The sequence below is a fragment of the Winogradskyella marincola genome, from assembly GCF_029624125.1.
Taxonomy (GTDB): Bacteria; Bacteroidota; Bacteroidia; order Flavobacteriales; family Flavobacteriaceae; genus Winogradskyella; species Winogradskyella marincola.
Genome location: NZ_JARSBN010000001.1, coordinates 596286 through 608848, shown reverse-complemented (window position 1 = coordinate 608848; position 12563 = coordinate 596286). Strand labels below are relative to the sequence as shown.

General features: G+C 35.3%; 10 protein-coding genes and 1 tRNA gene. 6 read left to right on the top strand and 5 right to left on the bottom strand.

Annotated features, from left to right (window positions below; genetic code table 11):
• Nucleotides 1-3 precede the first annotated feature (3 nt).
• The 6 genes from ftsA to P7122_RS02800 all read left to right on the top strand — a co-directional run bounded on the left by ftsA (nt 4) and on the right by P7122_RS02800 (nt 6077).
• A complete protein-coding gene (ftsA, locus tag P7122_RS02825; RefSeq protein ID WP_278004255.1) occupies nt 4-1335 on the top strand; it encodes a cell division protein FtsA in 1332 nt (443 codons plus the stop codon).
• A gap of 45 nt (nt 1336-1380) precedes the next feature.
• Nucleotides 1381-3306 carry a cell division protein FtsZ gene (gene ftsZ, locus P7122_RS02820; RefSeq protein WP_278004254.1) on the top strand — a complete coding sequence of 642 codons (1926 nt, stop codon included), beginning with the start codon at nt 1381-1383 and terminating at the stop codon, nt 3304-3306.
• A gap of 147 nt (nt 3307-3453) precedes the next feature.
• Nucleotides 3454-3903, top strand: coding sequence for a GatB/YqeY domain-containing protein (locus P7122_RS02815; protein WP_278004253.1), 450 nt, complete (start codon nt 3454-3456; stop codon nt 3901-3903).
• Between the two features lie 27 nt (nt 3904-3930).
• Nucleotides 3931-4004, top strand: a tRNA-Arg gene (locus P7122_RS02810).
• A gap of 207 nt (nt 4005-4211) precedes the next feature.
• Nucleotides 4212-5078, top strand: coding sequence for a zinc-dependent peptidase (locus tag P7122_RS02805; protein ID WP_278004252.1), 867 nt, complete (start codon nt 4212-4214; stop codon nt 5076-5078).
• Between the two features lie 51 nt (nt 5079-5129).
• The gene (locus tag P7122_RS02800; RefSeq protein ID WP_278004251.1) at nt 5130-6077 is read left to right on the top strand and encodes a UDP-glucuronic acid decarboxylase family protein; all 948 of its coding nucleotides are present in this window, start codon (nt 5130-5132) and stop codon (nt 6075-6077) included.
• A gap of 80 nt (nt 6078-6157) precedes the next feature.
• Here P7122_RS02800 and P7122_RS02795 read toward each other — a convergent pair whose 3' ends face one another.
• From P7122_RS02795 to P7122_RS02775, 5 genes are all read right to left on the bottom strand, one after another.
• Complete coding sequence (locus P7122_RS02795) at nt 6158-6727, bottom strand: hypothetical protein (protein WP_278004250.1); 570 nt, start codon at nt 6725-6727, stop codon at nt 6158-6160.
• Between the two features lie 88 nt (nt 6728-6815).
• Nucleotides 6816-7877: a nucleotidyltransferase family protein gene (locus P7122_RS02790; RefSeq protein WP_278004249.1), complete on the bottom strand. Its 1062-nt coding sequence runs from the start codon at nt 7875-7877 to the stop codon at nt 6816-6818.
• 26 nt (nt 7878-7903) lie between these two features.
• On the bottom strand, nt 7904-9037 hold the full coding sequence (locus tag P7122_RS02785) for a hypothetical protein (protein ID WP_278004248.1): 1134 nt from the start codon (nt 9035-9037) through the stop codon (nt 7904-7906).
• Between the two features lie 16 nt (nt 9038-9053).
• A complete protein-coding gene (locus tag P7122_RS02780; RefSeq protein ID WP_278004247.1) occupies nt 9054-9218 on the bottom strand; it encodes a hypothetical protein in 165 nt (54 codons plus the stop codon).
• A gap of 203 nt (nt 9219-9421) precedes the next feature.
• Complete coding sequence (locus tag P7122_RS02775) at nt 9422-12376, bottom strand: T9SS type A sorting domain-containing protein (RefSeq protein WP_278004246.1); 2955 nt, start codon at nt 12374-12376, stop codon at nt 9422-9424.
• Nucleotides 12377-12563: the final 187 nt, after the last annotated feature.

Genomic DNA, 12563 nt, shown 5'->3' with positions numbered 1-12563 from the left:
ACTATGGACAAGCATCAAATTTCGGTAGGTTTAGATATAGGAACCACAAAAATTGTGGCCATGATTGGTCGTAAAAATGAGTATGGCAAAGTAGAAATACTTGGTGTTGGCAAATCCAAAAGTTTGGGCGTGCATCGTGGTGTTGTTAACAATATTACGCAGACCATACAGTCTATTCAGCAAGCTGTACAAGAGGCAGAAGCTGCAGCTTCAGAAAAAATTGAAGATGTTACTGTAGGTATTGCAGGTCAGCATATTCGTAGTTTGCAACACAGTGATTATATCACCAGACCAAACTCTGAAGTGGTCATAGATGACACAGATATTGATCGTCTTATAAATCAGGTGCACAAATTAGTTATGTTGCCTGGTGAAGAAATTATTCATGTGTTACCTCAAGAATTTAAAGTTGATGGTCAGGCAGAAATAAAAGAACCAATTGGTATGTATGGCGGAAGGTTAGAAGCCAACTTCCATGTGGTTGTAGGGCAAGTGTCCTCAATTAGAAACATTGGTCGCTGTGTTAAAAGTGCAGGTTTAGAGTTAGAAGGTATCACCTTAGAACCTTTAGCATCTGCAAATGCTGTGTTGAGTCAGGAAGAGAAAGAAGCAGGTGTAGCGTTGATAGATATAGGAGGTGGTACAACAGACTTAGCGGTGTTTAAGGATGGTATTATTCGCCACACAGCAGTCATTCCATTTGGTGGAAATGTTATTACAGAAGATATTAAAGAGGGTTGCTCAATTATTGAAAAGCAAGCCGAATTATTAAAGATAAAGTTTGGTTCAGCTTGGCCAGGCGAAAATAAGGATAACGAAATTGTTTCTATTCCAGGGTTAAGAGGAAGAGAGCCAAAGGAGATTACCTTAAAAAACTTGTCAAAAATTATACATGCCAGAGTGGTAGAAATCATTGAGCAGGTATATGTAGAAATAAAAAACTACGGACACGAAGAGCAAAAGAAAAAACTAATTGCAGGAATTGTTTTAACAGGAGGCGGAAGCCAATTAAAACATTTAAAACAATTGGTAGAGTACATCACAGGAATGGATACCAGAATAGGATATCCTAATGAGCATCTGGCAGGTGATAGTGATGAAGATATAGCAAGTCCTTTATTTGCTACAGCAGTAGGTTTGGTTATGGATGGGCTTAAAAGACAAGACCGAAGAAAAGCTGAGCAAATAGAAGAAGAAGTTGTTGAAACTGAAGAGGAAGAAACAACTGCAGAAGCCCAACAAGAGATCGTTACAGAAGAACCAAAAAAGGAACGTCGTTCGTTTTTGGATAAGTTAACAGAGCGTGTTAAAGAATTTTTAGACAACGCAGAGTAAGTATATATTAATTAAGACATTTAAAATCCCATAATCTCAAAAAATATGAGTAGTAGCAACGAATTTGGAAACATTTCATTTGATCTGCCTAAAAACCAGTCTAATGTCATCAAAGTTATTGGTGTTGGTGGAGGTGGAAGCAATGCCATTAATCACATGTTTCAACAAGGTATCAAAGGCGTAGACTTTGTAATCTGTAATACAGATGCGCAAGCGCTTCAAAGCAGTGGAGTGCCTAATAAAATACAATTAGGCGTTAACCTAACAGAAGGGTTGGGCGCAGGTGCTAATCCAGATGTAGGTGAGCAAGCCGCTGTAGAGAGTATAGAAGACATACGTAGAATGTTAGATACCAATACAAAAATGGTATTTATCACTGCCGGAATGGGTGGTGGTACAGGTACAGGTGCTGCACCTGTTATTGCAAAAATGTCTAAAGAACTCGATGTGCTTACTGTAGGTATTGTTACAATGCCGTTTCAGTTTGAAGGCAAAATGCGAAACGAGCAAGCTCAAAGAGGTATAGAAAAACTTAGAGAGCATGTAGATTCGCTTATCGTTATTAATAACAATAAGTTACGTGAAGTATACGGGAATCTGGGCTTTAAAGCAGGTTTCTCTAAAGCAGACGAAGTCTTATCAACAGCATCTAGAGGTATAGCAGAGGTAATAACACATCACTATACACAAAACATCGATTTACGTGATGCTAAAACAGTATTGAGTAATAGTGGAACAGCCATTATGGGATCGGCTACAGCATCTGGTCAAACCAGAGCACAAGAAGCTATTATGAAAGCTTTAGATTCACCATTACTTAATGATAATAAAATCACAGGAGCCAAAAACGTATTGTTGCTTATCGTTTCAGGTTCACAAGAAATTACTATCGATGAGATTGGTGAGATTAACGATCATATTCAGAATGAAGCAGGTCATGGAGCTAACATAATTATGGGTGTTGGTGAAGATGAGTCGCTACAAGAATCTATAGCTGTAACAATTATAGCTACGGGTTTTGATATAGATCAGCAAAACGAAATTTCTAATACAGAAACTAAAAAAGTAATTCATGCTTTAGAAGAAGAAGTTATAGAAGAAGTAAGCACGAAAGAAAAAGAGCCTGCGATAATTACTCCGGACATCGTTTTAGAAGAAAAGAAAGAAGATCCAGTGGTGCGTCACACACTTTTAGATGAGAGTGAGACCGAAACATCAACAGGTCATAATATGGATTTAATTCCTACCACAGACTTATTGAGAAATATGGATGTTGTATACAATGAAGTTTTAGACACTAAGTCAGAACTTAATGTAGAGCCAGAAGAATTTATCATCACACCAATAGAGACTAAAACAGAAAAGCCTATTGTTGAAGAGCGTGAAGAGCAAATTACATTAACGTTTGATTTGCCGCTTACAAGCAAAGAACCAGAACAAGTTGAAGAGCCAGATTCTGGAGAAGAACTAATGTTCTTTAGCTTAGATGAGGATGTCAAAGATATTAAAGTTAATGAGCCGGTAGAAATTATCTCTGTAACAGAAGTTAATGAAGAAGGCGAAAAACGTTATGCTTTAGAGGATGTAGATACTTTTGACGCTTCAATAAAAGCTAAAGTAGAGACTGAAGTAAAAGAAGAAATAGTATTTGAAAAGAAGGTGCTTCAGGTAGAAGAAACACAAGAGGCTTCTGAAGAAGAAATAGACCCAATGAATAGTCCTATTTCAGATTTAATTAAAGCACGTGCAGATGAGCGTAGAAAGCACATGAAAGACTTTAATTACAAGTTTAATACAGCTAAGATTGATGAAATAGAAAGAGAGCCAGCTTATAAAAGGCAAGGTGTTAATTTAGAGGATGCGCAGCACTCTTCAGAAACGAACACTTCAAGGTTGTCTGTAGGTACTGATGATAATGACGACATTCAGTTAAGAAGTAACAATTCATTTTTACACGATAATGTGGATTAATAACAATTTTTAGTTAAGTGTTATCACACCAAGTAAGGCCCAAAAAGTAATCTTAAGCTTTTTGGGCTTTTGTTTTTCTAAGGTTTTGGAGCGTAAAGAAGCATAACTTTTTTAGTATCTTCGCACTTCTAAAAGATTAAGGATATTATGAGTTTACAAGATAAAGTAATGACTGCGATGAAGGCAGCAATGAAAGAAAAAAATCAAACAGCACTAGCAGCTTTAAGAGCAGTGAAATCAGAAATATTATTAGCCAAAACTGCATCAGATGGTAGTGATGAGTTAACAGAGGAGCAGGAGATCAAGATTTTGTCTAAAATGGTAAAGCAACGTAAAGATAGTGCTGCCATTTTTCAAGAACAAGGACGAGATGATTTAGCACAGCCAGAATTAGATCAGGCAGAGGTAATTAATCAGTTTTTACCAGAAGCGCTAAGTGAAGAAGAGATAGAAAAAGTTGTAATAGCGACTATAGAAAGCACAGGAGCAGAAGGCATGAAAGACATGGGTAAAGTTATGGGTATTGTGTCTAAAGAGCTTGCAGGACAAGCAGATGGTAAGACGATTTCAACTATCGTTAAGGCTAAGTTATCTTAATAAATTTCTACTTTTACAGGTGGTAATGGCCTCGTAGTTCAACTGGATAGAATATCAGATTTCGGCTCTGAGGGTTGGAGGTTCGAATCCTCTCGAGGTCACGAATACATACTTCAAACAAAAAAATGCCAAGCTCGCTTGAGCATTTTTTTGTTTGAAGTATGTTCAAAGCGGAGCAAAAAGGATGCGATAGCAATCCTTTGAGAAACGATTTGTTAAAAAAAATTAGATTATTTAGCCAAGCTCGCTTGAGCATTTTTTTTGTTTTTAAAGCTGTGTCTTGAAGCTTTTCTTTCTATATTTAGGCAATGATCTTAATCTACATTCAAGACGCTGAAAACCCTGAAATAAATTCTGCATTAGGGACTGTGCTTTTATATGTTTTTTTGGCTTGCATGACCATTATAATGCTTGTTAAGTTTTATGCTTTTATTGAATCTTTTTATGCAATAAAACGCAACAAACCTTTTTTTCTAAACACTATATTTTTTAAAAAAGAACTGTCTAACCGTCAATTGTCAATATTAAAAAATGAGTTTGAATTTTACAGCAAACTCAACAAAAATGAACAAGCTGTTTTTAGGCATCGACTGGCAACTTTTATCAATAGCAAGGAGTTTGTTGGAAGAGAAGGTCTGCGTGTAGATAATGAAATGAAAACATTGATTTCGGCAACAGCTATTATGCTAACTTTTGGTTTTAGAGACTACTTAATAGAGTTAATAGATACTGTTATCATTTACCCAAAAGTTTATTATTCTAAGTTAAACGAGACTTACCATAAAGGAGAAACCAATCCACAGTTGAGAACTATAGTTTTCTCATGGGAAGATTTTAAAAAAGGATATCACATAGGTGACGATAACTTAAATTTAGGAATACATGAATTTGGGCATGCTATACATTTAAATGCATTTGGTAAAAGCGATATAAGCAGTGAGATTTTTAGAAATGGATTTAATGATTTAACTAGTTATTTGCAAGACCATAAAGCGGTTAGAGATAGTTTAACAGCATCAAAATACTTTAGAGCTTACGCTTACACCAATCAATTTGAATTTTTTGCTGTATTGCTCGAAAATTTTATTGAAACACCAGATAGGTTTAAAGCTCAATTTCCAGACCTCTACGGTTATATGAAGCAAATGCTAAACTTTAATTTTGCTGGATACTAAAGACTAAGAAATAAGCATTATTTTTGAAGTATAAGTAACGATAAACTATAAATGAAAAGAATATTAGTAACAGGTGGTGCAGGATTTGTAGGTTCGCATCTTTGTGAGCGTCTTTTAAACGAGGGAAATGAAGTTATATGTTTAGATAACTATTTTACAGGATCTAAGCAAAATATAGAACACTTGATGGATCATCATTATTTTGAATTGGTGAGACATGATATTACTAATCCTTTTATGGCAGAAGTAGATGAGATATACAATTTTGCTTGTCCGGCTTCGCCTGTGCATTATCAATACAATCCCATAAAAACAACTAAAACCTCTGTAATGGGTGCCATTAACATGTTGGGTTTAGCAAAGCGTGTTAAGGCAAAAATTTTGCAGGCTTCTACTAGCGAGGTGTATGGAGATCCTACAGTGCATCCTCAACCAGAAAGTTATTGGGGAAATGTGAACCCTATAGGTTTAAGGTCTTGTTACGATGAAGGCAAGCGTTGTGCCGAAACCCTATTTATGGATTATCATAAAGAGAATAATGTAAAGATTAAGATCATTCGTATTTTTAATACTTACGGACCGCGAATGCATCCTCAAGATGGTAGAGTTGTGTCTAACTTTATAGTGCAAGCTCTCAAAGGGGAAGATATTACCATTTTTGGAGACGGTACGCAAACCAGAAGCTTTCAGTATGTGGATGATTTGGTAGAAGGTACGGTAAGAATGATGAGTACCAGAGATGGTTTTATAGGTCCTGTAAATGTTGGGAATCCTAAAGAGTTTACCATGTTGCAACTGGCAGACGAGATTATAGATCTTACAGGTTCAAAATCTAAAATTTCTTATTTGCCACTTCCTCAGGATGATCCTATGCAGCGTCAGCCTAATATAGATTTGGCTAAAAAAGAACTGAATGGTTGGGAGCCAAAAATAAACTTAAGAGAAGGCTTAAAAACGACTATCAAGTATTTTGATGAACTGTTATTAAGTAATAAGTAATACACCTTGTGTGTAATATTGAATAAAAAAAAGACCTGTTAGAAATAACAGGTCTTTTTTTTATCTATTTTCAGTGTCTATTATAATCTTATAGTAGCTTGTAAATGATATTGGAAATGGTTGTTGTCATAACCGCTATCACCTGCGTCTAAAGCAAATTTACTGATTGCTTGAGCTCTTAAGCCAAATGTTCTGTCTCCATTTAACCAAAATAAAACTCCACCACCAAGGTTTCCAGAGATATTAGTTTCGTCAATGTGGTAAAATCCAACACCAGCGTTTGCAAAAAAGTCAATCCAATCTGCATTAGGGAAAAGATATTGACCAAAGTAGTATTTTACGTGTGTGTCAAAAGACACATAATCTAATTCTTTGTTAATAGTGTTACCATCAACGATGCTGCTTGTCGTAAAACCGTTTAACGTAATAGACTGTTCAATAGAAAATTGTCTTGACCAGCTAAATTCAACGGCAGCAGATACAGGAACTTTGTTAAAAGCCCAGTCATCAGGACTGTTGATTGGTGATTGTGTTCCTAAATTGTTGATAGCATTGACTCCAAAACTTAGATACCACTCATTACTATCTAATTGAGCGAACGAATTAAAACTAAAAGCCAATAAAGCAAATGCTAGTATTATTTTTTTCATATTACAAGAATGATTTTTTCAAAGGTAAACTTTGTGGTTTATAAAACAAATATTGAGTTACAGATTATTAATACAAATATTATAAAAATTATTTAGAATTACTTAATACAGACCTAAAATAGATAAAAATTCGTTTTCTATCTTTTATAACAGCTGTTCTGTATGCGTTATTAAAGATAAAATAAGGGATTCTATTTGTAATAAGCAATAAAAAATGGGTTCGTTTTAAGAGTTTGTTCCAAAACTTATAAAATTTTGGATGTTTTAATTTATACAGATAAAATTTTGCAATAAAGCTTGTGCTTTTAGAACTCTTGTTTATGTCCCTAAAAAAGAGGCCTAAGATGCTAAAGTATGTTCTAATGGTTTTGGTGTGCTTAATAGCAGACGCTTTACATTTAGTTAGCAACACTATGGTGTCATAAGCAGGTCTAAAACTTATGCTGTTATACAGTTTGCCATGATCATTAATCTGGTAGTTGAGTATATTATGATGCAATAGATGCTTGGCAGATGGTATGCTGATACCATTTACAATGTTTCTAGAAGCCAAAATGCTTGAGGTACTGAGGTTTTTTTCTTTATGAGATACAAATAATTTTCTATGAAGCTCCACAGCACAGATATAGGTGTCTGTTTTTAGTCTTGGCAAATGCTTGTGTTCAAAAAAATCATTACCTAATGTCTGGTCAATAGGGTAGTAGCTGTTGTTGTTTAATAATTTAAACGCCTCATCAAGCTGCTGTTGCGGTATCAGAATATCTATATCGCCCAACATTCGTTCAGAAATGTTCTCATAATAATTTCCGGATATTAAAGCGGCACCTTTTAAAAAAACATGGTCAATGTTATGGGTATTTAACAGTTCAGAAAGTACGCTTATTTGCTTTATTACCTCTGTATTTCTATTCTTATTGAGTGTGGTTATGTCTTTAAGATATACGTCTAGTTCTTGTGGTAAAAGATGGGTGAGTTGTTTCTTTTTTAATTGACAATATATGGCAGGAAGTACGAGGTGTTTACTACCTTCTACTACGATGTTGTCCCAATCAAAATTGTCATTTTTTAGCGTTTTCTCTAACGCATCTTTAGAGACATCAAAGCTTAAAATATCAGCTATATTTTGGTATGTCGTAATAAGATTACCCATCAAAAGGTCTTGTAAGTGCTATTTTGTTATTGCTCGCGAAGCTGTTTAAAGCATTTCGAGATTTCTTCAGTAACACTTTCTGTGTTACTGTAAGTTAATTTATATATTGGTGTTTTAGATAGCCAATCTAAAAAATACTCGGCATGATCAGGGTTTGGTGAAAGCCATGATTCCGGTACAAGGGTTTCAAGTGCCTCTTTTATAGATGCTAAATCAAGTTTTGTTTCAGCGTTTTTAGTGTAATTAACCATGATGATAGCTTTGCAAGGGTACTTGTCTTTTAGAGGCTTTTTGCAAGGTACGTATTTAATAATGCCCTTTGCTTTATTGAAAATGACTTCAGGAAAAAGGTCAAAATCATTAATTAAAGGCTTTAATAAATTGAAAGCTCCCTTTTTTATGGATATTGCCGAAGGGTTGTGGTAAATGCAAGAATCAGAAGCAAGCATAGGTGATACATCGTCTGCGACCAATTCAAAGTCTTGTGCTGTTAGTAAAGCGCTCAATGTGCTTTTTCCTTTTCCTGATTCGCCAATAAATAATATGGCATTTTCGCCATCAGCAATAGTACATCCATGAAAAGTGCCTAGCCAATCTTCCTCTTTGTTATTGTATATAAAGCAAAAGAGCTCCATGGCAAACTTGCCTTGTATTTTATGGTAGTCACGTTTAGGAACCGTTTTAATTAATGCTTTATTTTTTAATAGGCATAAATTGTCGTTGTCTAAAAAAAGATCAAAAATGACATCGGGAGAGCTCAGATAGTTGGTTTCAAGATGAGCTATGCTTGGATGGATGGTTTTTTGAACGGTATCAGAGCTAAAGTTAATTTGTAATACCTTACCGTTTATACTATAGGTTTTAGTTATAGAACACTTAGAGTCAATATTTATTGACTCTAAGTGTTTATCTAAACTATATTCTGCATTACATTGTTCTAAATAAGCCTGAAGGTTTTGGGCTATGGTGTAATAGTCTAAATTAGGACTAACAGAAGCTATTTTAGTTTTGAAATCATCAAGGGATGCGCAATCAAAATATTGATATAAAATAGTTTTAAAATCGGTATCTACAACACTGTAAATGTTAGATTTTTTATACCATAACACCCAATAAGAACCAAACAACTTTTTAAATGTTGGTGCTAAATTGTTGTTCAAATTATGTTGTTTTAGCCTATTGAAAAGGATTGTTGCCTGGGTCAGGCGGCGAAGATGTTTGAGCCTTAAGAGGGTTTAAAATTACGAAAGTTCCAACAGCTGTTAATGCTGCATATTTACCCATTTTTTTAATGGCATCTTTTCGTGTAATGTTGTTGTTAGTGAGGTTTTCTTTCTTCATTGGACTAACCTGTGTTTAATTCAAAAATAGTAAAATATTTTATTTGACAATGGAAAATATAAAAACGTTTGCTATAATGCTATATTTTCCCGATATTCTTAATAATAGTAAGGTTTTTTAACTATAAATTGGTGTTTGATTTAAAGTTATAGTTAAAAAACCTTTTTAACTTAAAGTGCTTGCCTTGTGGCAAACCCGTTCTACTATTTTAGAATGATTTTTTCTGTTTTAGTAATATTGTTGTTTGTAAGCTTTACAATGTATACTCCGGTATTTAAGTTACTGGCATCTATAGTTTGTCTTGTTGCATTAGCATCAAGTGCAGTAGTGCTTACCAAACGACCTTGAATATCGTATACCTTAGCAAAAGTATCGTCTGTTAATTGGCCAGAGATATTAATGGTTCTGTTTGCTTGGTTGGCATATAAAGAAACTGTATCAAAAACATTATCAGTTGTTGATAATACACTGTTAGAAAATCTTAAGTAAAAGCGTCCTGTCCCGTTTAAATTATCAATTGGATTTATTACAAAATCAGTATCGTTAAGCAATGTTAATGTATTGTTTTGGTAGTCTTCAAGATATACATTAACAGCAACAGGTGTATTCATCTCACTAATAGAAATTGTTAGAGATTCTCCTGCGTTTGCATTTAATCCAAGTGGTATTGTAACATTAGATAGGTCTGCACTTCCTAGAGCTTGCAGAGCTATTGGCATTCCGCTGTTGTTTTGTACTAAGTGAGAGTATAATGCAAATGTGCTAGGAGCAGTGCCGCCCCAAACAACAGCATCGTAGCCAGGATCTAATCCTAGAGACGCATTGTCATCAAAATAAAACTCTGTGTTATAGCTATGATTAGCAGTAGAGGCTCTAAGCTTAACAAAGCTTAAAGTGGTATTGCTACGACCTTGAATAAAATCGTCAGCATTACCTGTTGTTCTCATGGCAGGTGTAAACTCTACATCATGTAATAAAGTGTCGTCAGCGTCAGCAGCTACAAAAAAGCCTTGACCTGGTGCTATGAGTTGTCCGTTGTCATTAGCTAAAGTGATCACTTTCCAACCATCAGAAGTGTCACCATCATAACCATAAATACCAGAAGCATTCACTAATAAATCCATGTTGGTTTCACCAGAAGAAGTAGAGCTTACAATGTGGGTTAAAAATGCTTCAGCATCAATGTAAGACGGGTAAGGGTTACCTATAAGGTTCCATTCTCCGTAAGTAGGGTCATCTCCAACGATTATATCTTTATAAACATCTCCGGTTTCTGCAGTCCCAATAAAGGCTAAAGTAGAACCATCAGAAGTTGCTGCTCTATATCCTGTACCAGGTGTTAAGCTGATAGAGGCATTAGCTACAACATCATAGTTTTCATAAAGTCCGGTGGTGTTGTTAAATGGCGCAAAAGCTCTAAGTGTTCCTGATTCTAATAAGTTAGGATTTGTTGTTGCAAATGCAGCAAAGAATTCACCATTTAACGGTGTAAGTGGTGTTGAGATAAGATCGTTATCGTTGTTTGTAGCATCATTAGTGTAAGCATTAGTGTAACGATTATAAGTTACCGTACCTGTAATGGTGCCATCTAAAATCAAACTAGAGTAGCTTGTAGATGTAGATTCTAAAGCCAGTGTATTAACAGTTAATGTTGTGCCTGTAGCAACCTCCAGGCCAGCACCAGGGTTTACAACCATATCGTTAAGGTTTACATCAGAGCTTAAAACAGCAACACCATCTGCAATGATTGCGTCAGATGCACCTGTAGTGCCATCCGGAGCTGCTGGGTGCCAAGAACCACCTGCGTAAGAATAGCCGTTGTAAACACCTTCTATTTTAAAATTGTCAAATTCAATGATGTCACTTCCACCATTTAATGTTCCTGTAAGTATTAATCCAACTGTTGAAGTGCCATTAGCAACAGGTATAGATATTGTGCCATCAACACCAGGGAAACTGTCAGGGTCATTGAAATATTGTACAGAACCTTGACCCGTACCATCAATGACAACTTCATAATTGCCAATTTCAGCATTTGCATAAGCATGATAGTCGAAGCTTAAAACAATAGAAGAATAGTTTGAAACATCAACATCATCAAATGTAAAGGTATAAGGTGATAAAGAAGGTTCTGAATTTTCTCCTTCAAGATCACGTCCTAAAACTGTATTGCCAGAGAAATTTACATTATTAGTTGAGGCAGCTTGGATAAAAAGTCCTTCGTTCGGAGAGCTAGGGTCAACAAAAAGTTGAGCTTCAATATCATTATTCCATTTAGGTGAAGTTCCGTCAAAATCTTCTGTTGCTATTGTAATTGATGGGCTAGCGTCATTTTCCTCAATTGTCAATTCAAAAGTAGATTGTGGACCTGTAGCTGCGCTGTTTCCTCCGGTTACACTTGTTATAGTGAAAGTAAGAGTTTCATCGCCTTCAAAAACAGTGTCGTCTGTAACTGTTATGGTTACAGTTTCGTTAGTAGATGATCCAGCAGGAAAAGTTACAGTTTGTGTTGTGTATCCGTTAATGTCAGCGTTATCACCTGTGGTTAATTCTACATCAAAAGAAGTTGCATTGGCTCCATCAGGGTTGGTAATAGCGAATGTTAAGTCCGTTGTGCCAACACCTTCAGAAACAGAGGTGGATGCAGAGGTAAACTGCACTTGAGTTGTTGAAGAGGTGTTTTCTCCTGTTAAAACAAGGTTTTGTAATCTTACTCCTCTTCCAGAACTACCGTTGTTAGATATTTTTATAACAACAGAAGCAGTAAGAGTATTTAATGAAAAAGTCCCGCCACTTATGTAAGACGAACCCGTTGTTGTGGTAGAGGTTTCAGATTGTGTGTAGGTAGATCCACCATCATACGAAATTTCAATCAGTGCTTGGTTGTAAGTGCCACTACCAAAAGACGCTACATTAAGAGAAAATTCAGCAGAACTGTATCCAGAAAGATCATACGATGTTGTTATAATTTCATCACTTGTGCTTCCGGCATCTACAAGCCAATAAGACCCACGATCAATGTCGTTTGAAGTGATGTTGTTGTTAAAAGTCCAGCCAGTTGGTTCAGATCCGCCACCAGCTTCACTAAATATTGTTGTCTGCCCAAAACCAAGGCTAAAAGCAAAAATACCAACTAAAAATGTGTGAAAATTTTTCATATAATTCATATATAACAATTGTTTATAATTTATACGTAGGCTTGGTTGGGTAGAAATGGGAATCCAAAGATATGGAAACCATAAAGCTATAAACACTTTACGATATTAACAAACTGTTAACCTATAAATTTAGAGTTTTTTTTAATTAAAGTGTCTTGCTTCTAGTTGTTTAAGCCTATTATAAGGA

Excerpts from the sequence above, each read along its gene's own strand:
- P7122_RS02780 (WP_278004247.1), bottom strand. The coding sequence starts at position 9,218 with ATGAAGAAAGAAAACCTCACTAACAACAACATTACACGAAAAGATGCC.
- P7122_RS02795 (WP_278004250.1), bottom strand. The coding sequence starts at position 6,727 with ATGAAAAAAATAATACTAGCATTTGCTTTATTGGCTTTTAGTTTTAAT.
- P7122_RS02790 (WP_278004249.1), bottom strand. The coding sequence starts at position 7,877 with ATGGGTAATCTTATTACGACATACCAAAATATAGCTGATATTTTAAGC.
- P7122_RS02815 (WP_278004253.1), top strand. The coding sequence starts at position 3,454 with ATGAGTTTACAAGATAAAGTAATGACTGCGATGAAGGCAGCAATGAAA.
- P7122_RS02775 (WP_278004246.1), bottom strand. The coding sequence starts at position 12,376 with ATGAAAAATTTTCACACATTTTTAGTTGGTATTTTTGCTTTTAGCCTT.
- P7122_RS02805 (WP_278004252.1), top strand. The coding sequence starts at position 4,212 with ATGATCTTAATCTACATTCAAGACGCTGAAAACCCTGAAATAAATTCT.
- ftsA (WP_278004255.1), top strand. The coding sequence starts at position 4 with ATGGACAAGCATCAAATTTCGGTAGGTTTAGATATAGGAACCACAAAA.
- ftsZ (WP_278004254.1), top strand. The coding sequence starts at position 1,381 with ATGAGTAGTAGCAACGAATTTGGAAACATTTCATTTGATCTGCCTAAA.
- P7122_RS02800 (WP_278004251.1), top strand. The coding sequence starts at position 5,130 with ATGAAAAGAATATTAGTAACAGGTGGTGCAGGATTTGTAGGTTCGCAT.